Origin of the sequence: Aestuariibaculum sp. M13 (assembly GCF_024723255.1) — a bacterium.
GTDB lineage: Bacteria > Bacteroidota > Bacteroidia > Flavobacteriales > Flavobacteriaceae > Aestuariibaculum > Aestuariibaculum lutulentum.
In genome coordinates, this window is sequence record NZ_JANIAC010000001.1 from 911,265 (window position 1) to 938,143 (window position 26,879).

General features: G+C 36.3%; 15 protein-coding genes. 7 read left to right on the forward strand and 8 right to left on the reverse strand.

Annotation, left to right across the window (positions count from 1 at the left end):
- Position 1: 1 nt before the first annotated feature.
- Positions 2–2,236, reverse strand: a complete 2,235-nt coding sequence (locus tag NO995_RS03885) for a fasciclin domain-containing protein (protein WP_258226352.1) — start codon at positions 2,234–2,236, stop codon at positions 2–4.
- Between the two features lie 377 nt (positions 2,237–2,613).
- A complete protein-coding gene (locus NO995_RS03890; protein ID WP_258226353.1) occupies positions 2,614–3,786 on the reverse strand; it encodes a DUF4998 domain-containing protein in 1,173 nt (390 codons plus the stop codon).
- Between the two features lie 236 nt (positions 3,787–4,022).
- On the opposite strand from NO995_RS03890, the gene NO995_RS03895 reads away from it, so the two are divergent.
- The 3 genes from NO995_RS03895 (at position 4,023) to NO995_RS03905 (ending at position 9,820) form a co-directional block, all read left to right on the forward strand.
- A complete protein-coding gene (locus NO995_RS03895; protein ID WP_258226354.1) occupies positions 4,023–5,327 on the forward strand; it encodes a rhamnogalacturonan acetylesterase in 1,305 nt (434 codons plus the stop codon).
- 127 nt (positions 5,328–5,454) lie between these two features.
- Positions 5,455–8,307 (forward strand): glycoside hydrolase family 2 TIM barrel-domain containing protein, encoded by a 2,853-nt coding sequence (locus NO995_RS03900; RefSeq protein WP_258226355.1) that lies wholly within the window; start codon positions 5,455–5,457, stop codon positions 8,305–8,307.
- Positions 8,308–8,317: 10 nt separating this feature from the next.
- Entirely contained in the window at positions 8,318–9,820 is a 1,503-nt protein-coding gene (locus NO995_RS03905) for a rhamnogalacturonan acetylesterase (protein WP_258226356.1), read from the forward strand.
- Positions 9,821–9,952: 132 nt separating this feature from the next.
- On the opposite strand, the gene NO995_RS03910 is transcribed toward NO995_RS03905, so the two are convergent.
- The 6 genes from NO995_RS03910 to NO995_RS03935 form a co-directional block, all read right to left on the reverse strand.
- Positions 9,953–12,391 (reverse strand): DUF4982 domain-containing protein, encoded by a 2,439-nt coding sequence (locus NO995_RS03910; RefSeq protein WP_258226357.1) that lies wholly within the window; start codon positions 12,389–12,391, stop codon positions 9,953–9,955.
- 19 nt (positions 12,392–12,410) lie between these two features.
- Positions 12,411–12,737: an L-rhamnose mutarotase gene (gene rhaM / locus NO995_RS03915; RefSeq protein ID WP_258226358.1), complete on the reverse strand. Its 327-nt coding sequence runs from the start codon at positions 12,735–12,737 to the stop codon at positions 12,411–12,413.
- 9 nt (positions 12,738–12,746) lie between these two features.
- Complete coding sequence (locus NO995_RS03920; RefSeq protein WP_258226359.1) at positions 12,747–13,757, reverse strand: family 43 glycosylhydrolase; 1,011 nt, start codon at positions 13,755–13,757, stop codon at positions 12,747–12,749.
- Positions 13,758–13,767: 10 nt separating this feature from the next.
- On the reverse strand, positions 13,768–15,156 hold the full coding sequence (locus NO995_RS03925) for a sulfatase-like hydrolase/transferase (RefSeq protein ID WP_258226360.1): 1,389 nt from the start codon (positions 15,154–15,156) through the stop codon (positions 13,768–13,770).
- A 148-nt stretch (positions 15,157–15,304) separates the two neighbouring features.
- Positions 15,305–16,852, reverse strand: coding sequence for a RagB/SusD family nutrient uptake outer membrane protein (locus NO995_RS03930; protein WP_258226361.1), 1,548 nt, complete (start codon positions 16,850–16,852; stop codon positions 15,305–15,307).
- A 7-nt stretch (positions 16,853–16,859) separates the two neighbouring features.
- Positions 16,860–20,000, reverse strand: coding sequence for a TonB-dependent receptor (locus NO995_RS03935; RefSeq protein WP_258226362.1), 3,141 nt, complete (start codon positions 19,998–20,000; stop codon positions 16,860–16,862).
- 304 nt (positions 20,001–20,304) lie between these two features.
- On the opposite strand from NO995_RS03935, the gene NO995_RS03940 reads away from it, so the two are divergent.
- Genes NO995_RS03940 through NO995_RS03955 form a run of 4 tightly spaced genes read left to right on the forward strand, consistent with a single transcriptional unit; the run spans position 20,305 to position 26,867 of the window.
- The gene (locus NO995_RS03940) at positions 20,305–21,672 is read left to right on the forward strand and encodes a glycoside hydrolase family 28 protein (RefSeq protein WP_258226363.1); all 1,368 of its coding nucleotides are present in this window, start codon (positions 20,305–20,307) and stop codon (positions 21,670–21,672) included.
- A gap of 55 nt (positions 21,673–21,727) precedes the next feature.
- Positions 21,728–22,969: an oligogalacturonate lyase family protein gene (locus NO995_RS03945; RefSeq protein WP_258226364.1), complete on the forward strand. Its 1,242-nt coding sequence runs from the start codon at positions 21,728–21,730 to the stop codon at positions 22,967–22,969.
- Between the two features lie 24 nt (positions 22,970–22,993).
- Positions 22,994–25,732 carry a glycosyl hydrolase gene (locus tag NO995_RS03950; RefSeq protein ID WP_258226365.1) on the forward strand — a complete coding sequence of 913 codons (2,739 nt, stop codon included), beginning with the start codon at positions 22,994–22,996 and terminating at the stop codon, positions 25,730–25,732.
- 10 nt (positions 25,733–25,742) lie between these two features.
- The gene (locus tag NO995_RS03955; protein ID WP_258226366.1) at positions 25,743–26,867 is read left to right on the forward strand and encodes a glycoside hydrolase family 88 protein; all 1,125 of its coding nucleotides are present in this window, start codon (positions 25,743–25,745) and stop codon (positions 26,865–26,867) included.
- Positions 26,868–26,879 lie beyond the last annotated feature (12 nt).

Sequence of the window (26,879 nt, forward strand, 5' to 3'; positions counted from 1 at the left end):
TTTATTCCGTGTATAAAAGATAATTATCTACTAAGTGAATAAGTGTACGGTCTGCCAAATGATTACTCTCTAAAGGAATATAATCTGCAATACGATTACCTGCATCAATAAAACTTAAATCACCTGGTACTGAAACGATATTTACATAGGTTTTCTCTCCTAACTCTGTTTTAAACAAGGTTTCTGTTAATCCGTTGATTAACCCATCATCTGAAGCTGTACGGGTTGCAAGGAAATGGTATTTCACAAATGCAGCAATTCCTTCTTTTTCTGTATCGTTAGCTGGTGTAAAGTTTGGTGCTCCAGTTGTGGTATCTCCTGGTAAAACACCATCTATAACAGCCTGCATAATAGCTGTGTTACTAGGAATAACAAAGGTGTAAGGCGTTCCTAATTCTATGCCTTCAATTGAACCTGCAGCTGCATCATAAAGTCCTGAACTTTTAAGAAATTCAAAGAAATAAGCATATTGAGAATCAGTTTCAGCCGCCAATGCAGCTAAATCTACTCCTTGAAATTCTTCACTAAATTCCAAAACATTATCGATATAATAGGTACGCCCATTTTGCTGATCTTCATAACCTAAAATATTCACTTTATTATCTAACACCTCATTACCAGCCGCAAACACTTGTCCATTCTCCCATTTAATGTATTCTCCTGGTAAATCGAAATCTCCAGAACGAATAATTCCTGAACCAGACAAATCGTTCATTTCCATATTTGGTGTAGGAACAATACCGTTATATAATAATCTGGCAATTCGAGCACGTGCTAAACTACCTCGCACTTCATTACCTGTTGCAGGTGACACGTATACCCATTCTGAGCGGTTAATATCATAATCGAAACCTAGATTCATTAACACTTCATCCGATGGCAAGAACAGCGTATAGTTACTATATATATTACTCGCTATCTCACGATAACCCGAACCATCATTGAATAATCGTGTGGCCAATGTAAAATCTGGATCTAGATAAGCAGAAGTATACACACTATAAAACAGATTCGATTCCTGAATTTTACTGGTTCCGTAAAAGAATCCATTACTTAATAGCTTAGCTTCAATCACGTCGGCATCCATATCAATACGAATATCTTCTTCTAAAGCATTACTGTATCCCGATTTTTTTGAAGGCCAAACAGCAGCCTGAATCATGTGAGCATTAATAAAATCTTCAAAAATGTATTTTGGTAATTTATCTAAAGACGAATAATTTTTAAGTAATACCTCATCAACAAACTCTTGTAAAACCGCATTTTCCGGCACAATTAAAGTATAAGCATCGCTTTGCCCATCATTATCTGTTACTTTTAAGAAGTTTTCGTTATTTGGAGAAAAGGATAATGCCGGATCATAAACCTTAACATAAACATCATCAGAATTACGCGTAAAGTTTTGATAGGTAGTAGTTGCTTCCTGGTCGAACACATAACTTACTAAATTATTCTCTAATAAAGACCTAAACAAACTATAATTAGGACTTGCTTCTAATTTTTGATCGATATTTAACGGCGGTAAAGATACCTTGCTTACTTCATGAATAATACCGTTTTCTGCTACGATATCAGCCTGAACTGTTTCTGCACTTAAAACATTAAATCCTGTGTAGGTTGAATTCGGGAAGAAGAAATTATAATCGTAGCTACCAAGTGAAGCTGCATTCATATATTCTTCAGTAAAATAAGAGATGTATTTATTATTATTATCTCCCGGAATATAAGGATCTCCCCCCGCAGCATTATTTCGATTAGACCCTACAACAATCATAGGGGTTCCATTTACAACTTTCTCCTGAAAACCATCATAATATGCTGTTCTACGTCTAAATGCCAAATCTTCTTCCCAGCCTATATTAGATTGATAATCTGAAAGACGTTCGGTTCGAAAGGCATTATAAATTAAAGCATACTTAACAATTTTAGAAGCAGTTAACGAATCAATACTTGAAACATCTGAAATGCCCTGGTCTTGAAAGTAATCTTCAAAAGCGGCATCATTTGGAGCCATCATGGTCCAGTAACCTGCTTTTCCAAGTATATCTTTATAACCTGCAATTTCGATAAGTTTGATTAAATTCTGGAAATTACCCTGAGCTTCAAGCTGCTGGTAAATAGGAGGTTCAAGATCATCAGGTCTTGCATAATACTCATCTACTTCTTTTTTACTACAATTAGTAAGAAAAAGGATAAGTGGTGAAAATAGCAAATAATAGCGTATTATTTTCTTCATTATAGTTTGACTTATTTTAGGTGGTTAAAAAATAAAATTGCGGGGGTTGAACCGAATTTTAGGGAATAGGAATGTCTTCTAGAAAATAGATAATTAGTTTTTGGTTAATAATTTAGTTAGTTGTCGTTTTTTAAGGTTATCGATTGCATAAACCTTAAAAAGGTTAAATGTAATAGCTACATTTATTAATCAAATTAAAAGTTAAAATTCTGTTAATCCATCCTGCACTATCCTGTATATATATTGACTAAGATGGATTATTAGAATCATTTAGAATAATATTATTTTAGTTCAATAAAGTGATTAGTAATTTTAATAAATTCAGTCAGCTTCTATTTTTTGATAAAAGAAACATTATTTCACTGCAATTAATGACATTAATTAGCTAATCCTAAATACCATGAGGTTATATTACAGAATAGATTTCCATTCATGGTAGCCACCTCTCCTATGCATATTTCTGAAGTTTCATCTAAAACAAAATCTACAGTGTACGTTCCTGCCACACCAATTCTCTGGTATCCTATAACTTCAGGTGCTGTTTCTACGTCTGCCACATTGGGCAATCCAACATTTCCTTTTGTTATTACAAAATAAGCACCGTCTGCGTTGGTATTATGATTTGTACTAAGAATTTCAACGGTTAACCTATAATTTGCTGGCTCCGCCTCTACTACCTGATAAATTTTTCCATTTTCAATATAAGGAGATCCCCAACCAGATTCTAAATTAAAAATATTTCCATTCCATTCATCCCAGCCACCTAGACCACCGTGATTTTTAGCGGCATCGTTGGTAATCCATGGCTCTGCTAATGTTCCCCAACGTCCACTTACTACTTCTGCAATAAACGGAACTGCTGAATTACCTAAAACAGGTAAAACAAATGGTTTGTGTGTTGTATATTCGGTATAAATAGTATCTAAACTAAGAGGAGAATAAACATAATATGAACGATGCTTCAATGCTGAACCACTTGTAAAATCAGAAATATTCAATACATTACTATTCGGGCTTATCGTTAACTCTACATCTTCACCATTAGTATTTTCATATATTAACTCAGTACCTAAAATTCCTTTTGAAAATTCTGCTACTTCAAAAGTAATATTCAAATCACTATCTACTAAATTACTTGAAGAAATGATTCGATTTTCTAAACTTTCCACATAAGTAGAGCCATAAACTTCAGTTCCTGCTGATATCAACTCTGAACTTTTACCATTAGAATCTAAGGTCATTGCTTCAAATACATAAAGTTTTTCCTGAAGATTATCGATTTGAACCGAAATACTTCCATTTACGACTGGAACAGTAACAGATTCAGATTGATCATTCCAATAAATAACAACTTCTGAAATATTAGGGTCATCGATTACACCTTCGATTAAAACCATGTTTAATCCTGGCCTAATAACAAAGGATTGTAATGTCCCCAAAGAAGAATCATAACTATTAACATCTGGATAGTCCTGCGAGCCACAAGATAAAACTCCTAAAACAACGGATAAAAAGAGTAAAGTTATTGTATAATTTAGTTTGAATTTCATTTTTATTAGTTTAGTTATTTGGTTATAGTTGATTTAATATTGATAAATGTAGTATATACACTTAAAACCACTATCCTGTAGTATCCTGTAATCGATATTATTACATAGATTTTTATATGATTATTAAAATAAGATGGCGCATTAATTAGTATAAAACCTACGATAAATGCAAAATCAGAATAGTACAGGATGGATCTTTACGGTAAGACTAATATTTTAGTCAAAAATATATTTTCATGATCCACCACAAAACCAACTTACTAAACCTTCTGTTTTTAGTAACAACACTTTATGTTACTGCACAATCTAATCTCAATAAGTCTTTTAACTTCGGAACAAATAGCAAAGCTTTAAACATAATAAACATAACTGAAGCCATTGCTTACGCTGAAACGACTGGTTATGGTTTTGATTTTGACACAGCCGAGAATATTAAATTTACCAAACAAGCTTTAACTTCTAAAAGTTCTGTTTACTTTTCGGTAAAACTACCTGAAGGATTTTATAAAATCGATTTGGTTTTAGGCGATAAAAAATGCTCTGAAACTACTGTAAAAGCAGAATCTAGACGATTAATGCTAAAAGAATCCAAAATCAACAAAAAAGACACTATTCATTATTCCTTTATGGTAAATGTAAGAACACCTAAAATAGACGAGAATTCTTCTATTGCCATTAAAGACCGTGATAAAAATCAACTAAACTGGGATAATAAATTAACCTTGGAATTTTCAGGTTCTCCAGCTATTCAAAGTCTAAACATTACTTCTGTCCCCAATATTACGACTATTTTCCTTGCAGGTGATTCTACAGTAACGGATCAGGATGTAGAACCTTGGGCTTCATGGGGCCAATTTTTTACTAACTATGTAACTAACGACGCAGTAGTAGCAAACTACGCCGAATCCGGGTCCTCGTTAAGCGCCTTTAAATCGGCTAAACGACTAGACAAAATTTTGTCTCTAATGAAACCTGGCGATTATCTGTTTATAGAATTTGCTCATAACGACGAAAAACAAAAAGGAGAAGGTATTGGTCCATGGCAATCGTATTCCAACTATTTAAAAGAATACATTACCAAAGCCCGTGAAAAAGGCGGCATTCCTATTTTGTTTACACCAACTCAGCGCAGAGCATTCAACACAGATGGTACTTTAAGAGAAACTCACGGCGACTTCCCTGCTGCCATGCGAAAAGTTGCTAAAGATTTGAACGTTCCTCTTATTGATATTACCAAAATGACAACAGATATGTATGAAGCCTGGGGGGATGAACCTTCTAGACATGCTTTTGTGCAGTATCCTGCCAATACTTTTCCGGGGCAATCTGAAAAACTGGAAGACAATACCCATTTTAATAGTTTTGGCGCTAATGAAATTGCCAAATGTGTGGTTCAGGGCATTAAAGATTTAAACTTAGATTTGGTAAAATTCCTAAGACCAAATATTCCAGAGTATAACCCTAAAACCCCTGACCTGATTAGCAATTGGACTTTGCCTATGAGTACCCGATTTGAGATTGAAAAACCAGACGGCAATTAAATAAAACTAAAATAATCCTGCATTTTAAACATGATACCACAGGATAGTTCTCATAAATGTATAAAGTACATTTACAAGATGCGTTTTATTTAAAAACGCTAACAAGATATCAACGCCACTAAACAAAATGAGAATAAATACCTTACACAAACTTTTTGCTCTATTTGCAATCGCTTTCTACGGTCACGCACAGGAAACCCAAAAAATCTACCTTTCAGGAACAGATTTTAAACACCCCATAAAATGGGAGTTTATGTGTACCGATGGGCATAATAGTAACATCTGGACTACCATAAATGTGCCTTCAAACTGGGAACTGGAAGGTTTTGGCGAGTACACTTATGGCCGCTGGTATAAAGAATTAGAACAAGACGAACCCAGCAAAGAAGAAGGCTTTTACAAATACAAATTCAGCGTTCCTGAAACTTATAAAAATCAGAATATCACCATTGTTTTTGGTGGCGCCATGACCGATACCGAAGTTAAAATTAACGGAACATTAGCAGGGCCTATCCACCAAGGTGGGTTTTATGAGTTTAAATACGATATCGCGTCACTGGTAAAATATGGTGCAGACAACTTGCTAGAAGTTCATGTGTCTAAACACTCCAGCAATAATTCGGTTAATAACGCCGAACGCAAAACCGACTGGTGGTTATTTGGCGGTATTTACAGACCAGTTTGGTTAGAAGTTTCGCCTAATTCGTATATCGAACACGTTGCTGTTGATGCTAAAATGGATGGTTCGCTTAACGCGGATTTAGATCTTATTAATCTTCCGAAGAACGCTAAAATTGAAGCGTCAATAAGCCCGATTGGAAGTGATGAATCTTTCAAAACCATTTCAATTCCGCTGAAAAATGATAACAACCATCAAACTATTTCAGCAAAGTGGGATAATGTAAAAACCTGGGATCCGGAATCGCCTAACATGTACACCTTAACTTTGGAGTTGAAAGTCAGTGGAAAAACTCTTCATACTTCAAAAACCAAAATCGGTTTCAGAACATTAGAATTTCTTAAAAAAGATGGTATTTACGTTAACGGCAAAAAGATAATCATGAAGGGCATTAACCGCCATACCATTTGGCCGGAATCTGGCCGAAGCACCGATAAAGCCATTAGCATTTTAGATGTTAACCTGATTAAAGACATGAATATGAATGCCGTACGTGGGCATTATCCGCCAGATACGCATTTCCTTGAAGTTTGCGATTCGCTTGGTTTGTTTGTGCTAAACGAAGTTGCCGGATGGCAAAACGGTTACGACACTAAAACCGGAACGCAACTTATAAAAGAAACTATTCAGCGTGATGTTAATCACCCATCGGTAATTATCTGGGATCATGGTAACGAAGGGGGTTGGAACACCGAGATTGATTATGTTTTCCATGAATACGACCCTCAAAAACGTATCGTTATTCACCCTTGGTCTGATTTCGATGGTTGGGATACGCACCACTACCCGACCTATTTAACGGGCATGCACCGTTTTAATAACGGCGAAAATGTATTTTTCCCTACCGAATTTATGCACGGTACTTACGACAACGGTATTGGCGCTGGGCTTGAAGATTTCTGGATCCGCTATAAACAAAGTCCGTTATTCGCTGGTGGTTTCATGTGGGCGATGCTCGATGAAGCCGTGTTGCGTACCGACTGGACGGGAGACCAAAAATTCGACTCTAAAGGCAACCTTGCTGCCGATGGCGTTTTAGGGCCTCATCGCGAAAAAGAAGGTAGTTTCTTCACCGTTAAAGAAGTTTGGGCTCCTATTCAGTTTGCTCCAAAACAGATTACTCAAAAATTCGACGGTTCTTTCTTAGTGACTAACGATTATATCTACACAAACCTAAACACCTGCAAATTAGAATATCGTGTTTTAAAAGCAAACAACAACATTTTATACACCAATGACAAAGCTGAAGTCATCGCTTCAAAACCAATAAACATTGAAAGCATAGCACCAGGAGAAACCAGAACGCTTCATTTTAATGTCCCAACAAACTTTTTTGATGGTGACTGGTTAGAAATCACAGCAACAGACAAACACGGTCGAGACATTTATACCTGGTCATGGCCTATACATAAAGCATCCCATTTAGCCAACAAGCTTATTGTAAAATATGATATTAAAAAGGAAGCTAAAGCTGAAAAAACAGACAGCGAAATTACTTTATCAAGTAAAGAACTTTCACTGAAACTCAATGCTAAAACCGGGCAAATCATCAATATTAAAAATAAAAAAGGTGATGTACCATTTACAAACGGACCAAAACCTATTGGTATGAAAGCTGAAGTTGAAGACGTGTCTATAAATCAAACTAAAGACGCTGCTATTTGTATTTTTAAATATGCCGGCGGAATTGAAACTGCAACCTGGACATTGTTTAACGATGGACGTTTAAAATTAGATTTCATATTTCTTAAAAATGCAGGTAGAAACAGTGGTTTTGACGGGGCATTTTTTGAAGGAGCCATCGATCAGTTTGGCGTTAGTTTCGACTTCCCTGAAGAAGGTGTTGAAAGTATGAAATGGATGGGTAATGGTCCTTACCACGTTTGGAAAAACCGAATTAAAGGAACCACTATGGGACTTTGGGAGAAAGATTACAACACCACTGTTACAGGTGAAAGTTTTGAAAACCTGGTATATCCCGAATTTAAAGGTTACCATGCGAATTTCATTGGTGGAAACCTTAAAACCAATCATGGTGATTATAAATTCTTTAGTGAAAATGATAAACTCTTTTTCAGATTATTCACACCTGATTTACCAAAACATGCGGTTTCTCAAGTATCCCCGCAACCGAAATTCCCGGCAGGAAACATTTCATTTATGTATGAAATCCCGGGAATGCGTGCTTTTAAACCTCTAGAACAACAGGGACCTGAAAGTCAGCCAACCAATATTAGAATAAAAAGTGGCGACGAAGGGATTCCAATGACTTTATGGTTCGATTTTAGATCCGACAACTAAATAAAACATAATGAAAAAAATTAAGTTACTATCACTTTTATGCCTTTGCATCGCTCTAACAAGTTGTGCACAGCAAAACAATATAAAACCTACTGTTTATACCGTTGGAGATTCTACAGTAAAAAATGGTCGTGGCGATGGTTCTGGCGGACTTTGGGGCTGGGGCGATTTTATTGGTCAGTTTTTAGACAGTACCAAAGTTAAGGTTGAAAATCATGCTTTAGGAGGAACAAGTAGCCGTACCTTTCAAAATTTAGGTCTTTGGGATTCTGTTCAAAAACAACTGAAACGTGGCGATTATGTGATGATTCAGTTCGGACATAATGATAACGGCCCCGTTAATGACACCATTAGAGCCCGTGGAACTATAAAAGGTATTGGTGATGAAACCGAAGAAATAATCAATATGATTACCGGAGAACATGAAATTGTTCACTCTTACGGCTGGTATATAGAAAAAGTAGTTAAGGAAACGCAAGCTAAAGGAGCTATTCCTATTATTATGTCTCCAATTCCAAGAAACGACTGGGAGCATGGTAAAGTACCAAGAAACGACAAATCTTATGGCTTATGGGCGAAGCAAATTGCAGAAAAAACAGGAGCTACATTCATTAATTTAAATGAAAAAATGGCTGAAAAGCTTGAAGGTTTTGGCGAAAATAAAGTGACAGGAACCTATTTCTACAAACGCGACCATACCCATCCTTCGGCAAGAGGAGCAGCGATGGCAGCTTCCATCATTATTAATGAATTAAAACAAACCGATAATTCAATTAAAAATTATATACTTAGCGATGTTAAAGTTGTTCTTCCAAAAAAGAAAAATATCTTTTTAATCGGCGATTCCACCATGGCAAGTAGCAGCAATCCGAACACCATTGGTTGGGGTGTGCCTTTTCCGCAATTTTGCGATACAACGCAAGTCAATGTGATTAATAAAGCACGAGGCGGAAGAAGCACCAGAACGTTTATCTATGAAGGCTTATGGGACGCCGCTAAAAGTGAATTTCAGGAAGGTGATTATGTTGTTATTCAATTTGGACATAATGATGCCGGAAATATTGATAAAAAGAAATTTAGAGGGTCTTTAAAAGGTATTGGCGACGAAACACAGGAAGTAATGCGTGACAGCACCGGACTTGAAACGGTACACACCTACGGTTGGTATTTAAAAAAGATGATTAACGACACGAAAGAAAAAGGTGCAAACCCTATTATTTTAAGCCTAACCCCACGTAACGAATGGCCAAATGGTAAAGCCGAAAGACGTACCGATAGCTATGTAAAATGGGCTAAAGAAGTCGCTGAAGCTGAACATGTACCGTTTTTCGATTTAAATGATATTGTAGCCACAAAATACGAAGCTTTAGGAAAAGAGTATGTAAAACCTTTTTTCCCTCAAGACCATACTCACACTAATTTGGAAGGCGCTACATTTACAGCTAAAACCGTAGCTGAACTCTTTAAAAAATCTAGAACCCTTGGATTAAGAAGTTATATTTATTTTGATTAGAAAATACCCTATTTCACATTAATAAAAATGCTTCGAATAATTTCGAAGCATTTTTATTATATATCCATTTCAATAATTATCAACATAGCTCATTCAACATTTCTACCAAAGTCAACAAAAATAGATTTCACTTTAATTTTTAAGTTGAGGAAAAACAGATTTCAGCATTACCTGTCCTGTTTTCAATCCTTTTCCACTGACTTTTAACTGAATATCGCCAGCCTCTTTAGTAGTTTGCACAAGTACAACTAATTTTCCACTAAACAGCTTCATTGTAGGTAAATGGAATAACTCTAGCGAAGTGGCATCACCGTTACAAGCCGCCCGATAAGTTCCTTTTCCAGTCACTTTAAATTCTAATTGATTAGTCGCCGTCGGACAAGGAACTCCATTTTTATCAACCACAGAAACTCTAACAAATGCCAAATCTTCGCCATTTGCTTTTATCTGTTGTTCTTCAAGTTGCAATAAAATTTTATAAGGAGCCCCAGCAGTGTGAATCTCTTTTTCTTCAGCCGGATTCCCATGATCATCGAAAGCCACAACTTTAAGTGTTCCTGGTTCATAATTAACATCCATCCACATTAAACGGTAACGGTTTTGAGGGGTTTCATTATTTTTTTTCTGAATCCCCATGCTTTTTCCGTTTACAAATAATTCGGCGCTGTTATAACTCGTGTACACAAATACCGGAGTGGTTTCGCCTTCGCGTCCTTCCCAGTTCCAGTGGGGTAAAACATGAAGGGTTTCATCTTCTGTATTCCATCGGCTACGGTATAAATAAAAACGGTCTTTAGGTAGTCCTGCCAAATCATTAATTCCGAAATACGAACTTCGCGACGGCCATTTATCATCGTAAGGTGTTGGCTCTCCTAAATAATCAAAACCTGTCCAAACAAACTCCCCGATGACCCAGGGTTTATCATCCTGAAGCACAAAATCGTCATCCGGAACATTAGACCAGCTACAGTATTCTAAATCGTAAGATGAACATTGAAAATCGTTGTATTGTCTCATACTTGCTTTTTCAACAGGAAACTTATAAACCCCTCTTGAACTCACAGTTGAAGACGTTTCAGACCCCAAAATAAATCCTTGTGGAAACATCTCAAAAGCTTCTTCATACAAATGCAGACGATAGTTTAATCCCGGCACATCCAACAAAGCTCCAAAACCAGATTTCATGGTTTGTGCAACGCGATCCATACCAACAGTTACGGGGCGTGTGGGATCTTCACGATGAAAAATATCCTGTAAGCGCTTCGCGCGTTTTACACCTTCGGCACCAAACTGATCAGGTACTTCGTTTCCTGAACTCCACATCACAATACACGGATGATTACGCGTGGCATGAATCAAGTTTACTAAATCCTTCTCCAAATCAGCTTCAAAAAACTGATGATAGCCATTTTTCACTTTCGCTTTTGCCCATTCGTCAAAACTTTCAGCTAAAAACATAAAGCCCATTTCATCACACAATTCCAATTGTTCCAGCGACGGCATATTATGCGAACTTCGAATGGCATCAACCCCCAAATCTTTTAAAATACGAAGTTGTCTTCGCAAAGCTGATGTATTTATTGCTGCTCCAATGGGGCCTAAATCATGATGAAGACAAACACCCTTAAACTTTCGGACTTTACCATTTAAAATATAGCCTTTATTCGCTTCGTAAGCAATGGTTCGAATACCAAATTTAGTCGACACCTCATCGATTAACTTTTCATCCTTATACAACTTTAAAACAGCCGTGTACAAATATGGTGACTCCGGACTCCATAATTTAGGATTGCTTACCGGAATGTTTTGTTCGAATTGATTATCAAACAAAGTGATTGTTTGATTTGAAACCACCTCATTTCCATCGGCATCAAAAACAGTCGTCACTAACTTTAAATCGCTTCCAGTTACATTAGTTTTCACATTTACTTTAGCAACATCTTCAGAAACCAAAGGTGTCGTGATAAACGTTCCCCAATGGTTGATACTTTCTTTATTTTTTACAATCAGTTGTACTTTTCTGTACAATCCAGCTCCTGGATACCACCGGGAAGATTCACCCTGATTTGATAAATGCACGGCTAAAACATTGTCTTCTTCAAGAACATCTGTGATATCGAAATAAAAATAATTATAGCCATAATTCCACTCACCTACTTTCTTGCCGTTCACATAAACTTTAGGCTGACTCATAGCTCCATCAAAAGTTAATAACACTTTTTGGCTTGCTTTAACATCAGAAAGTTTGAATGTTTTGCGATACCAGCCATCACCAATGTATGGCAAGGCTCCGGTACGTCCAGTTTTTTCAGTTGGTATTTTTTCTCCGTTTTGTTCAATAGCAACAGTTTGTTTATCGATTTCCTTATCAAAAGGACCGTAAATTGCCCAGTCGTGAGGAACATTTACCGCTTCCCATTTCGTATCGTCGAAGCCTTTTTGAGAAGCTGCTTGAATATTTCCTTTAGAGAATTTCCAGTCTTCTTTTAAATCTATTACCTTTCTATTTTGACCGGAAAATTGAAGTGTAAATAAAGTAACGAATGAAAAAATGAAATATGAGAAACGCATGAGAAATTATTTAAAACTACTAATCTAAATGAAAAACTTCTTTTAATGCTATGGCTACCGGAGAATTATCAGGATTTGTATCCATTATGTCCGCCATATATGCCCACCACTTTTTTACAATAGAGTGATTAGGCAACAAATCGTGATCAAAATCTTCACTAATTTTTTGAACTGCAAAAAGGGTTAAAGTTTCTTCATCTAAAAAAATACTGTAATCCTGAATTCCGGTTTCTGAAAGTAATGCTGAAAGTTCCGGCCAAATCTCATCATGACGCTTTTTATATTCGGCTTCAAAACCCGGTTTCAATTTCATTTTAAAAGCATTTCTAATGGTGTTTTTTTTCATTTTAATTGACTATTTAATATTTAAATTAATCTGAACAGGTTGATTACGATTGCAAACAATTTCACCATCTACATATTTTAATTCAGCCACTTGAATAGAAGTCCGTCTGGTGTTATACGAGTCTTTTCCTTTATTTTCAGGTGTACGACCGGGATGGGTAAAATAAAATACATACGCCTTATCGCCGCTCACCACAATATCGGGATGCCCCCCGATAACTTTATCGTCTGCTCCGGTTCCCGGAACTTGTAGAATATTATTTTTTTGACGGTTCCAGTGTTCAAAATCATCAGACCAATACACACCCAGACCACGCCAGGCATCGTTAACCATCCAGTTTTTGTCTTTCCAACGAAACACATTTGGTCCTTCACCCCGATCTTTAACAACTTTTTTACCGCTGTCTACCCAATGGTATAAATCGTCACTATCGGCATAATAAATCGATTTTCCATCATTCTCATTATTATAATACATACGCCAGGTCCCGTTTGGTAATTGAAAAACATCGGCATCGATGCAACGTTCGGAAGCCAGTTCCAACTTAGACTGAAATGCCCAATCTACCATGTTTTGACTGGTTAAATGCACAATGTAACGCGGATGATACCAGCCTTCAAAAATGCCCGGCACAATAGTTAAATACATGTGATAAATGCCATCATGCTCTAAAACATCGGGCGCCCAATTGGTAATATTTTCAATGTCGTAATCTATATTACAAGTACCTTTGTACGTCCAGTGGGCACCATCTTTAGATTCGGCTATACCAATTTTAGTACCGTGAACCCAAGCCACGCCACTTAGCGTTGTATCTTTTGCACGACGATTCGTATAATACATGTACCAAACTTTATCATTTTCATTCCATAAAATAGAAGGATCGGCTGCACCATCAAAAATCGGGTCTCGAAATAAGGGTTTATCGGCGATGTTGGTTTGATTTGTTTTCGCTTTTTGAGTTCTACATGCTGAAAAAAGAATCAACAATAGAATGAAGTAAAGTAATTTGAATTTCATGAATAAGAATCTATTTTAGTTCGACGTTTACCGTCTTGTCGTCTTTTTTAAACTGGTTTTGCAGCAACTCTTTCATCATTTCAGCAATTTCATTTTCCTCATCTATCAAATTATGTTTTTCTTCAGGGTCAGTTTCAATATTATAAAGTTGATATATAGCCGGCGAACCATCTTTATGACGATTTCTAATCATTTTCCAAGGCTTATGAATTAAACTTTCCTGAATATGACCTCGTACATAAATATCGTGATTAGTTTCAACTTCACTATTTTCAATAGACAGCCAAACATTTTTACCTTCTACATACTTTGGAATGGCTTCTCCTATCATACTTAAAACTGTTGGCATAACATCACTAATCGCTATATAATTTGAATTCTCTTCAGGCTGTAACTTCCCTTTAAAATAAGCTATCGCAGGCACTCGAATGGCGCCTTCGTAATTAGAGGTTTTCCAATCTCGCAATGGAAAATTGCTTCCTAAAACATCGTTCCCTTTATTAAACTTTCCGTCGTACTGAAATGTTGGATACCAGTTTTCCATGGCGCCGTTATCACTTATAAAAAGCACCAATGTATTTTCTTCCAGATGTTGTGCTTTTAAGGTTTCCAGAACTTTCCCAATGGCATCATCCATATGTGTCATGGCAGCAGCAAAGTCCACGCGACTACTATCTTTTATGGTTTTGTAATACGGTTGCTTCCATTTTTCTTCTTCCTGTAAGGGAAAATGCGGTGCACTATAAGCCAATTGTATGTAGAAATTCTTAGCTGTATCTCGTTTTTTGGTCAACCACTCGATGGCTTCTTTAGTCACTAAATCGGTGGTGTGACCTTCTTCTTCAATCATTTTATCGTTTCGATACCAACTGGCATCTCCGTTTTTATAACGGTGTGTGTATTGATCGATTTGCCCATGTAAAAACCCATAAGAATAATCGAAACCAAAGGCATTTGGTCCGTTAGAAATATCTAAACCTAAATGCCATTTTCCGAATAGAGCATTCTGATAGTTTTTCTTTTTTAAAGCCTGAGGTAAAGTCGTAATCGAATCGGGCAGGGTTTTATTGCTTTTGCCGCTAATAGGAGCAACAACACCAATACGACTGGAAGGCATTCCTGTTAACAACGATACGCGTGATGGCGAACAGGTTGGGTTGGCATAAAATCTGTTAAGTTTTACTCCTTTATTAGCCAAACTATCAATATTAGGTGTATGGATTTCAGAGCCGTTATACCCGACGTCGTTCCACCCGGCATCATCGGCGATAATGACTAAAATGTTAAGTCCTTTATCCGTTTTCTCTACAATCTCCTTTTGATATGATTTGTTTTTACAAGAGGTAAACAAAAGAAAAGCGCAACTCAGTAAGGCAAATGGTAATAACCGAATACTCATGAATATTAATTATGTTTAAAAAAGTTAGTTGGACAATAAAGATATTTTATTGGAAACGAAATAGTATCCTGTGCTATACTGTTTAAATAAAAAAGCGCCACAATAATAAACTGCAGCGCCTTTAAACATATTTAAACAAACTAATTCTTTAATTATCGTAACCTGGATTTTGATCATATAAATCTGGTGCCGCTAACATTTCTTGCAATGGAATAGGATACAAAAGTGAATTTTCATTAATCGTCCCAATACTATTCGATGTGTCTTCTAAATTTTTCCATGCATTCATTGTTGTTACAGCATTTCCGCTTCTTATTAAATCAAACCATCGTGTTCCTTCTCCAAAAAATTCTTTTCTACGTTCTGCAAACAACTGATCTAAGGTTATATTACTTGCATCTCTGGCTAATCCAGCACGTTCTCTCACATCGTTAACAATATCATCAACATCTGCCTGAGAACCACCGCCGCCATGTAAAGTACATTCTGCCATTAACATAAGAACATCTGTATATCTCATAACAATAAAATCTACTCCCCAATCTTCTCTTCCATTTCCATATCTAGATACATCTATGTATTTAATAGAAGTTGGTCTGTCGAAATAATCGCCTGCCAAGGTACCTGAAGCCACTGTAAAATCTTCTACAATACCGAAGTTTCTACGTTCATCGGTCTCATCGAATGTACTTAAAAAAGAACTTGAAATAGGACGATACTCTAAAGATCCTTGCTGCGAAAGCCCTAAAGAAGCAAAATACGGTTCGTAACCCAATTCTACCATAAAATTACTTCCAACGCCATTACCTGTATTTTGAGTATAAGGAACTACTAATACATTTTCTTTATTACTACTCCCTTCAACTCTAAAAATAGCCTCATAATTATCTGAAAACGCATATTTACCACTGGCTTTTATATCATTCAACTGCTGATATGCTTTCGACCACTCATCTAACCCTAGAGTTGATCCCTGAATTCCGTAATCTGCACTAGATCTGGTCATATAAACCAGAGCTAAAATCCCTTTTGCCCCATATTTACTTACTCTACCATAATCTGCAGCAGCAATTGCATCAGGTTCCGGAAGATTAGCTACTGCAAACTCTAAATCTGAAATAATTAAATTATAAACCTCAGTAACCGCTGTACGCTCTACCGTAGCCACCTCCTGAGGAGACAGGGTTTTATCTATTAATGGCACTCGGCCATACCATCTTAACAAATCGAAATAACAAAATGCTCTAAGAAAATGAGCTTCTGCTTCCATAGCTGTACGTTCTGCATCTACAGGAATTACTTCGTTTCCTTTAAGAGCAATTTGCTCAATAAACTGATTTGCTTTATAAATTGCATTATAATTACTTACATAAGCCTCTCTAACTAGTCCATTAGAACTTAATGAGGTAAAGAAATTGTTAATCCCTTCCCAATCTCTTGATGCTTGAGTTGTAGCATAATAATTATCAGATCTTGTTTCACTTAAATTAAGAACTCTGTTTCCATAACCATAAGTACCACTACCGTGGAAAGCTATGGAATACGTTGCATTTAAAGCCTGCTCAAAATCATTTTGAGTAGAATAAAAATTCTCTGTTGTTCCTTGTGACAAGGGTATCTGGTTCAAATCATCCTCACAAGACGTAAACATAGAAACCAAAACTATGTTTGCAATGATATATATATACTTTTTCATCTTAATTCTAGTTAAAATTAATATTTAAACCTACCACTAGCGATCTAGCCAAAGGTGCTCCACCATAATCTGCAGGCACTGGATATCTGCTATCGTTACTTCCTGACACATTGTTTGCTTCAGGATTAAATCCACCATCATACTTATCCTTATAGAACCAATTTTCTAAAGTCATATAAAGTCTGGCATTGTCAATTCTGTTGAAGGATTTTAAAGCTTTAGACAGGTCATAACCTAAGGTTACATTTCTAACACTTATGTAGTCTGATTTATATAACCAGTCTGTATTAGGAACATATCCAAAATTGGTTTTCCAGTTTCCTCTAACAGCCGGATCAACATCTAAAGTATTTTCAACTGCACCCATACCGGTTCTGTTTAAAGCACGACCTAATAATCCGTAAATATATCCTCCATTTTGTCCTTCAACTAAAATATTTAAATCGAAGTTTTTATACTTAAATGAATTGGTAATACCCCAGGTATATTTAGGCGTTGGGTTACCTACATCAACACGATCATCAGTCGTAATTTTCCCATCACCATTTTGATCAACATATCTAGGATCGCCTAATACCAATGCTCTACCTCCCCAGGTTGTTCCTCCTCCGTCAATATCTTCCTGAGTTACTACACCATCCTGTACAATTGTGAATATGGTATACATTGGTTTACCTACTTCTAATTTGTAAAAAGGTACACCACCACCCCAGCTTGAATTAATTTCAATTTTATCCTGATCCGGACCTAAAGCCAATACTTTGTTTTCGTTATGACTTATGTTTGCTGTAGTTTTCCACTGAAAATTACTATTGCTAACATTTATGGTAGTTAACTCTAATTCCCATCCTTGATTTTCTACCTTACCAATGTTAGAAAGATAACTTGTAAATCCTGAAGCTGCTAAAGCCGGAACCTGTAGTAATAAATCACTATTTGTTTTCTTATAATAATCAAAAACCCCTGTAATTCTATTTTTAAAGAATCCAAAATCTAATCCAACATCAGTACTTTCAGATTCTTCCCAATGCAAATAAGGATTAGGTATACCCGATACTCCTTGTCCAAAAGCAGTTCCTCCTCCAAGCGTATAATTGTAAGATCCTAAAGTTGAAAAAGCTGCATAATTACCTATATTGTTGTTTCCATTTACACCCCAGCTACCTCTAAGTTTTAAGGCACTTAACCAATCTACATTTTTCATAAAATCTTCTTCTGTAATTCGCCATCCAACAGAAGCTGATGGGAAAGTACCCCATCTTTGAGCAAAACCAAATTTAGAAGACCCATCGCGTCTTATACTTGCAGAAAGAATATATTTCTCTTTATAGTTGTATTGCAACCTTCCAAAATACGACACCTGTACATTTTTCTCTGCATTTGTACTTCCTGTAGATCCACTTGGTAATGTTTCTATAGAATAACTGTTGTATAAGTTTCCTGAAGACAAAAATGATCGCATAATTTTGTATGAACTGTATGACTGACCAGCTAATAAGGTTAAATTATGTGTATCGTTGAAAGATTTATCAAAAGTTAAAGTATTCTCGTTTACAAAGTTCTGTCTTCTATATGTATTATAGTTTCCTCTAATACTTGATAAATTATCACTTGGTCTGTAAACCTCATTAGTATTATCTGCATTATCAAAGTTTAGCGTCGTTTTTGCTGTTAAACCGTCTAAAATATTATAGCTAACATATGAAGACATTAAATTTCTGAACATTGTATTTCTTCCAATTCTGTTTAAAAGCGGAAGTTGATTTGTTGTACTACTACCCCAGGCATATCTAGTTGTATATTTTTCACCACTTTCGTTGGTAGAACTTTCAAAAACTGGAGTCGCTCCGGTTGTTCGGTGTAAAATTTGATCTTTACCTTCTACTCCCGGGTCGTTTTTAATAGAATACGACGGCGCAATGTTTAAACCTATTTTTAATCGCTCTGATAAATTGATATCGACATTAGCTCTTGCAGAATACAATGTGTAATCTGTTCCTACAATATATCCCTTATTCTTATTATAATTAGCAGACACATAATAGTTAACCACATTTGTAGCCCCTGAAGCCGATAGTTGGTAGTTATTGAACTCTCCTCTTTTAAAGATAAGGTCTTGCCAATCGATGTAGTCTAAACCTGGATGACCAGGAATATCCCATCTTGGATCGTACATATATCCTGTATTGAATTGATCTGGTCCTAAATCCGGATCTCTGTTCAGGTTGTACAAATCACGTCTTTCATCAACGGTTTGATCTGCCGATGCCCCTGGAATTCCAGATGCTTCCCATTGCGTATCGATCATAATTTTAGCTCTCTCAATCCACTCTTCCGAAGTTAACATATCCATTCTTTTAACCTCTTTGGATACTCCTGAATACATATTAAAAGTAAACTTAGGTTTTCCTGATTTACCTCTCTTTGTTGTTACTATTACAACACCATTTGAAGCTCTTGATCCATAAATTGCAGCTGCAGCCGCATCTTTTAAAACTTCTATGGAAGCAATGTCATTCGGATTGATATTGTCTAATGGACTTCCATTTGAAAACCCTCCACTGCTCGTTGTTCCCTCTGTATGGATAGGAAACCCATCGATTACATACAATGGCTCATTACCCGCAGAAATAGACCCCGTTCCTCGGATATTAATACTGAATGGTTGCCCTGGCATACCTGAAGTTTGTTTAACACGAACCCCTGCAATTTGTCCGATTAAACCTTGATCTACCCTAGAAATTGGTCGTTCAACAAAATTTTCAGTTTTAATGGAAGACAAAGCTCCAGTAGTCATAGCGCGTTTTTGTGTACCATACCCAACGACTACAACTTCCTCTAGTTGTGCATTGTCTGTTTCAAGCGATAAACTATAGGTATTCTCACTACCTACAACTCGCTCTGTAGATTTAAAACCCACATAGGAAAAAACTAAAGTTTCGCCTACTGAAACATCAATACTAAAATTACCGTCAAAATCTGTACTAGTCCCTCGGTTAGCTCCCTTAACTAATACATTCACCCCAGGAAGAGGAAGATTAGAAACATCTGTAACAGTTCCTGTAACTGTCTTTTCTTGAGCATAACTTGTTGTATACATAATTGTAAATACAAGTAAACTCAATAAATGAGTTAATTTGTTTTTCATAGATTATTTAGTTTAGTTGTTTTTTTTATTTGTTAAATAAAAAAAGATTATTTTCTATTTAACTGGTATTCAAATTAAATCTTAATTTTTTGTTAAAGCATCCTGCTCTTACCTGTATTTACTCAAAAATATAACACAATACCTATCAAAAACAAAATAATACATCCGTATTATTAAACATATCGCATAGCTAAAAAACTCATTATTGCAATTTGTAACCCCACTAAAAACAGGATGCTACAGGATACTATTCATAAATGTAAAAAATACCTTTACTATCCAATTAAACAAATAACCACTACTAATGCTTAAAACCGCTCAAGCTTTTTTAATAGCTACGATTTTTCTTAATCTATCTTGTAAAGAAGAATTTAATCCTGTTGAAACTTCTAGAATAGAAGTTCACACGCCTTTTGAAATGCCTGCTATTAAAATTCCAAATTTCAAAAACTGCAAACAATTTAATATTATAGATTTTGGAGCTAAACAAGAGAACAAGGAACTAACCTCCATAGCTATTGCTGATGCCATTACTGAAGCTAACGCCATTGGAGGAGGTATTGTAGTTATTCCTGAAGGTGAATGGATTACAAAAACCATACATTTAAAAAGTAATGTCAATCTGCATTTAAATAAAGATGCCGTTTTATTGTTCTCTGAAGCTCCTGAAGATTATCTTCCTGCTGTGCATTCAACCTGGGAAGGCATGGAATGTTATAATTATTCTCCTTTAATTTATGCTTATAAATGTAAAAATATTGCCATTACCGGCGAAGGCAAATTAAAGGCTAAAATGGATATTTGGAAAACCTGGTTTCCACGTCCGGAGCCTCATATGAATAGTTTAAAACAACTTTACAATCTGGCGTCTTATAACAAACCTGTTGAGGAGCGTCAAATGGTAAATGACACCGCACATTTCCGACCGCAGTTTATTCAGTTTAATCGAAGTGAAAACATTTTACTGGAAGATGTTTCTATTGAAAACAGTCCGTTTTGGACCATTCACCCTTATCTTTCAAAAGATGTAGTAATCAGAAATTTAAATGTGTACGCTCGCGGACATAACAATGATGGTGTTGATCCTGAAATGAGCGAAAATGTACTTATTGAAAACTGTATATTCGACCAAGGTGATGATGCTATTGCCATAAAGTCTGGTAGAAATCAGGATGCCTGGCGATTAAATACACCTTCAAAAAACATTGTCATGCGCAACTGTACCATGAAAAACGGACATCAGTTAGTCGCTATTGGCAGTGAGCTTTCCGGTGGTATTGAGAATGTTTTTGTAGACAACTGTAACGTGGTTGATGGTGCCAAAATGTATCATTTAGTATTTATAAAAACCAACGAACGTCGTGGTGGTTATGTAAAAAACATTTTTGTTGAAAATATAAAAGCGGGTAAAATAGCTAATGGAGTTTTAGGAATAGAAACCGATGTGCTTTACCAATGGCGTGATTTAGTGCCAACAATAGAAAGAAAACTAACCCCAATTAGCGACGTACACCTTAAAAATGTATCGGCTACGGAAACCGAATATCTATCAAAAATATTTGGTCAGGCAGAGCTTCCTATCGAGAATGTTTTTCTTAAAAATGTATCGGTAGATAATATCCTAAAGGAAAAACATATTCATGAAAACGTTATTAATTTCATGGAAAACTAACTATTGATTTGAAGAACATATGACAACCTAAAAAACTTCAATTAAAACTAAACCAATGAGACCTTTAACATATTTATTAACCCTTTCACTAATTATTTCTGTTTCATGTAAATCGAATAATTCAAAAGCAGAACACCAAATTCCAGTGATAGAAACAGGCAAAGCAAGTTCTGTTGCAAAAATCTGGATCGATTCTATTACAGGCCATAAAGTTGAAAAATTAGTCAACAGACCCGGAGACAACCGAAGTTTTTACTTTCATAATAACCCGTTTTTAAAATCGGAAGACGGGACTGAAGATTTAATGATTTTTTCCGGTTCTTCTGAAACTGGAAATCAGTTTTTCACTGTAAACCTAACCACAAAGGAAGTTCAACAAATTACCCACAAAAAAGGGAATAAACGTGGTGAAATTTTGGGACGCAAAACCCGCAAAGTCTTTTACATGATTAAAGACAGTGTATTTGCTACACATATCGACACCCATAAAACCGAATTCATCTATAAATTTAGTGATGATGTTATTGGTTCTGTAACCACTTTAAATGCAGATGAAACCTTACTCGGCGGTGCTTTAATTACCAAAGAAGAAAACGAAATCTTTAAAAAGAACCCTAAAAAATCAAGTTATTTTGATAAGATTTACGAAGCCAAATTAGAACGAAGCCTTATTACCATTAATGTAAACACTAAAAAATTTAAGAATATATACTCTGAAAATGCTTGGTTAAATCACATTCAGTTTTCACCCACAGATCCCGACAATTTAATGTACTGCCATGAAGGCCCTTGGCATAAAGTTGACCGCATCTGGAACATCAACATAAAAACAAAAGACACAACTTTAATTCACAAAAGAACCGTTGAACGTGAAATTGCAGGACATGAATTTTTTAGTCCTGATGGAGAAACCATTTGGTTCGATTTACAAATACCGCGAAGCGTTACCTTTTACCTTGCTGGAAAAAATTTGGAGACAGGTAAAGAAACGCGCTACGGACTAAAAAGAGATGAATGGTCTATTCACTACAACATCTCTCCCGACCAAAAAACATTTGCTGGCGATGGCGGCGATCCTGGTCAAGTAGCGCGTGCCAAAGACGGCATGTGGTTATACCATTTCACCCCAAAAGAAGACAGTTTAGTTTCTGAAAAACTAGTGAACATGAAAAACCATAACTACGATTTAGAGCCAAATGTGCATTTTTCTCCCAACGGAAAACAAATTATCTTTAGAGCTAACTTTGAAGGAACTACGCAAATTTACGCGGTCGATATCGAAAAACATCAACATTAAACTAAATACATTCAATTCTTTTAAATGAAAATTCAATACACATATATCTTATTACTGTTAGCTTGCGTTACGCTTGTTAACTGTAAAGAAATAGACACCGATTCAGAGTCGCCATGGCCGGAACAAACCAACACGACAAAGCCTTGGACACGCTGGTGGTGGATGGGAAGTGCAGTCGATAAACCAAACATTAAATCGCACTTAATAGCTTTTGAAAAAGCAGGATTAGGCGGTGTAGAAATTACGCCGATTTATGGTGTTAAAGGCGAAGAAGAAAATTTCATAGACTTCCTGTCTCCTAAATACATGGATATTCTGGATTATACCATTGATGTAGCTGATAGTTTGAATATGGGTGTCGATATGGTTTTAGGAACAGGCTGGCCTTATGGCGGACCACAAGTCACTCCCGAACATGCTGCGACACAACTTTTAGTTGAAAAATACGAAGTAAAAAAAGGCGCAACTATCAATACAACCATTGAACCTAAGGATAAAAAACAACATGGTTTAGCAAGCCTATTACATGTTATTGCTTTTGATACTGATGGAAATGCAACCGAGATAACAGACAAACTAGAAAACGAAAAGCTAAACTGGCAAGCAAACAACTCCGATTACACCATTTATGCAGTATTTAGCGGAAAAACACGCCAGCAAGTAAAACGTGCGGCACCGGGTGGTAAAGGTTATACTTTAGACCACTACTCTACCGATGCTCTAAACGAATACGTTATACCTTTCAATGAAGCCTTATCCGGATTCGCCGGAAAAATTCGTGCTATTTTTAACGACAGTTATGAAGTTTACGGCACCACATTTACACCTCAATTCCTTGATGAATTTAAAACGCGTCGTGGTTACGATTTATTACCACATTTACAACAATTGCTAGACACTACCGATAACGACATTAGCAACCGTATTAAAAGCGATTATCGCGAAACCTTATCGGATTTATTACTGAATAAATTCGATATTCCGTGGACAGACTGGGCAAATTCAAAACAATTTAAAACAAAATTGCAAGCGCATGGCTCGCCTGGAAACCTGATTGATTTATACGCTTCAGCCGATATTCCGGAATGTGAAACCTTTGGCTCTATGCCTTACGATATTCCTGGGTTTAGACGTGAATTAGAAGACATTCGTGAAGGTGATGCCGATCCTGTTATGTTAAAATTTTCGTCATCGGCAGCGCATATTGCAGGAAAACCATTAACCTCATCTGAGACCTTCACATGGCTTCGCGACCATTTTAAAACGGCTTTATCGCAATGTAAACCGGAAGTTGAAGATTTATTGCTTAACGGTATTAACCACGTATTTTTACACGGCTCAACCTACTCACCGGAACGTGCTGCATGGCCGGGATGGAAATTCTATGCATCGGTTAATTTCAATCCTAATAACACCATTTGGGAAGATGTCCCATCGTTATTTTCATATATTTCAAACTGCCAATCGATGCTCCAATCGGGGCAACCAGACAACGAAACGTTACTCTATTGGCCCATTTACGATACCTGGGGTAAAAACTTAAAAAATTCATTATTCTTTCAGTTTAAAATCCACTCGTTAGACGAATGGCTTCACGACACACCGTTTTACGAAACCTGTAAAAATTTAATGGCCAAAGGCTATAACACCGATTTTATTTCAGATCAATTTATTGCTGAAGCTTCGGTTAAAGATGGCTTGATTGTTTTACCTGGCGGAACTTATAAATCTTTAGTGGTTCCAGACTCAGAATTTATGCCTCTTGAAACCTTGAAAAAATTACTAGAGTTAAAACAAGCAGGTGCGCATATTATTTTTGAAGGTTTACCCGAATCAGTTCCCGGATATCACGATTATGAAGCTCAAAACAAAGAATTATTAGATTTGATATCTTCTAATGAATCTTTATTTAAAACAACAACAGATTTATACAACGATTTAAAAACTGCCAATGTAAACCCTGAAACTCTGGTGGAAAGTGGGTTGAAATTCATTCGTCGTGATATTGATGGGGAAAAAATTTATTATTTGGTAAATCATACATCTAAAACTATAGACGATTTCCTTCCTATTGCTATTGGCAATAAAGAAGTCATTATTTTAGATCCGTTGACGCTCAACGTTGGAAATGCTATAGTTAAAAAAGAAGACGATAGAACTTTGGTAAAACTTCAAATTGAGCCGGGCAAATCTTATATTCTTAAAACCGAAAACAGCAAGTCTCAAAAAGACTGGGGTTATTTTGAAACATCAGCAGAAGCTATACCTTTAACAGGAACCTGGAATTTCGACTTTGAAAAAGGCGGTCCCCAACTTCCTGCTTCCGTTACAATAGATTCATTACAGTCATGGACAACTTTAAGTCCAGAAGCTGAAGCATTTTCTGGAACAGCTTCTTATACGATAGAATTTAATGCACCTGAAATTGTTGTCGATAACTGGAAGCTCAACTTAGGTGATGTTAGAGAAAGCGCCAAAATTTGGTTAAACGGCACCTATATTGGAGACGTGTGGTCGGCACCTTTCAATATTCAATTAAGGAAACTAAAAAAAGGAACCAACGAATTAAAAATACAGGTTACCAATTTGCCTGCAAACAGAATACGTGCTAAAGAATTAAGAGGTGAAGAATGGAAAATCTTTTACGAGATTAACATGGTAAATAAAGATTATCAAAAATTTGATGCCACCCTTTGGAACCCGATGCCGTCTGGACTTTTAGGTCCTGTAACTATAACTCCTCTAAAAAAGACATTACAATAACAATTATCTTATGAAAAAGCATTTTTTATCATTCAGCTTAGGACTTTTAATTTCAGGATTAAGTTTTGCTCAGCAACCTTTCAACAAAAAAGAAGTCTTAGAAGACATGCAACTTGCCAACAAATATTTCATGGAAAAATGGGAAGATGTAGGTAAAACGATTATCACAAATAAAGAACGTCCAAGTAACATCTGGACGCGTGGTGTGTACTACGAAGGATTAATGGCTTTATACGAAATATATCCTGAAGAAAGCTATTATAAATATGCTTACGATTGGGCGGAATTCCATAACTGGGGTTTTAGAAATGGTAATGCTAACCGAAATGCCGATGATTATTGTGCGGCGCAAACCTATATTGACTTATACAATTTAGAACCCGATTCAAAGAAACTAAGAAACACGAAGGCTTGTATAAACATGCTTATGAATACCCCTCAATTGGACGACTGGTCTTGGATTGATGCCATTCAAATGGGGATGCCTGTATTTGCTAAGTTAGGTGTTTTAGAAAACGATACACGCTACTTCGAAAAAATGTACGAGATGTACATGTATACCAGAAATAAACATGGCGACAACGGACTTTACAACCCAAAAGATGGATTATGGTGGCGCGATGCCGATTTCGATCCGCCGTACACCGAACCTAACGGAGAAGATTGCTACTGGAGTCGTGGTAATGGTTGGGTTATTGGTGCTTTAGCAAAAGTTTTATCAATCATCCCGGAAGATGCGCCACACCGCGATCAGTACATTAAAGATTTAAAAGCTATGGCTGAGGCCCTAGTTCCTATCCAGCGTAATGATGGGTTCTGGAATGTAAGTTTACACGATCCTTCACATTTTGGAGGTAAAGAAACTTCGGGAACTGCCTTATTTATTTACGGCATGGCCTACGGGGTTAACAATGGTATTTTAAGCAAAGACAAGTATTTGCCTGTAATTGAAAAAGGATGGAATGGTATTATTCACGAAGCTTTAAACGACAACGGGTTCCTTGGTTATTTACAATCTACTGGAAAAGAACCTAAAGATGGTATGCCTTTATCGTACACCAAAGTACCAGATTTTGAAGATTATGGTTTAGGTTGTTTTCTTTTAGCTGGTGCCGAAATTTATAGAATGAAGTAATTAAAACACTTC

What these genes read in the sequence shown, in the direction of transcription:
- NO995_RS03900 (WP_258226355.1), top strand. Translation starts at nt 5,455, where the DNA reads ATGAGAATAAATACCTTACACAAACTTTTTGCTCTATTTGCAATCGCT.
- NO995_RS03925 (WP_258226360.1), bottom strand. Translation starts at nt 15,156, where the DNA reads ATGAGTATTCGGTTATTACCATTTGCCTTACTGAGTTGCGCTTTTCTT.
- NO995_RS03935 (WP_258226362.1), bottom strand. Translation starts at nt 20,000, where the DNA reads ATGAAAAACAAATTAACTCATTTATTGAGTTTACTTGTATTTACAATT.
- NO995_RS03890 (WP_258226353.1), bottom strand. Translation starts at nt 3,786, where the DNA reads ATGAAATTCAAACTAAATTATACAATAACTTTACTCTTTTTATCCGTT.
- NO995_RS03920 (WP_258226359.1), bottom strand. Translation starts at nt 13,757, where the DNA reads ATGAAATTCAAATTACTTTACTTCATTCTATTGTTGATTCTTTTTTCA.
- NO995_RS03930 (WP_258226361.1), bottom strand. Translation starts at nt 16,852, where the DNA reads ATGAAAAAGTATATATATATCATTGCAAACATAGTTTTGGTTTCTATG.
- NO995_RS03910 (WP_258226357.1), bottom strand. Translation starts at nt 12,391, where the DNA reads ATGCGTTTCTCATATTTCATTTTTTCATTCGTTACTTTATTTACACTT.
- NO995_RS03940 (WP_258226363.1), top strand. Translation starts at nt 20,305, where the DNA reads ATGCTTAAAACCGCTCAAGCTTTTTTAATAGCTACGATTTTTCTTAAT.
- NO995_RS03885 (WP_258226352.1), bottom strand. Translation starts at nt 2,236, where the DNA reads ATGAAGAAAATAATACGCTATTATTTGCTATTTTCACCACTTATCCTT.
- NO995_RS03895 (WP_258226354.1), top strand. Translation starts at nt 4,023, where the DNA reads ATGATCCACCACAAAACCAACTTACTAAACCTTCTGTTTTTAGTAACA.
- NO995_RS03950 (WP_258226365.1), top strand. Translation starts at nt 22,994, where the DNA reads ATGAAAATTCAATACACATATATCTTATTACTGTTAGCTTGCGTTACG.
- NO995_RS03945 (WP_258226364.1), top strand. Translation starts at nt 21,728, where the DNA reads ATGAGACCTTTAACATATTTATTAACCCTTTCACTAATTATTTCTGTT.
- NO995_RS03905 (WP_258226356.1), top strand. Translation starts at nt 8,318, where the DNA reads ATGAAAAAAATTAAGTTACTATCACTTTTATGCCTTTGCATCGCTCTA.
- NO995_RS03955 (WP_258226366.1), top strand. Translation starts at nt 25,743, where the DNA reads ATGAAAAAGCATTTTTTATCATTCAGCTTAGGACTTTTAATTTCAGGA.
- rhaM (WP_258226358.1), bottom strand. Translation starts at nt 12,737, where the DNA reads ATGAAAAAAAACACCATTAGAAATGCTTTTAAAATGAAATTGAAACCG.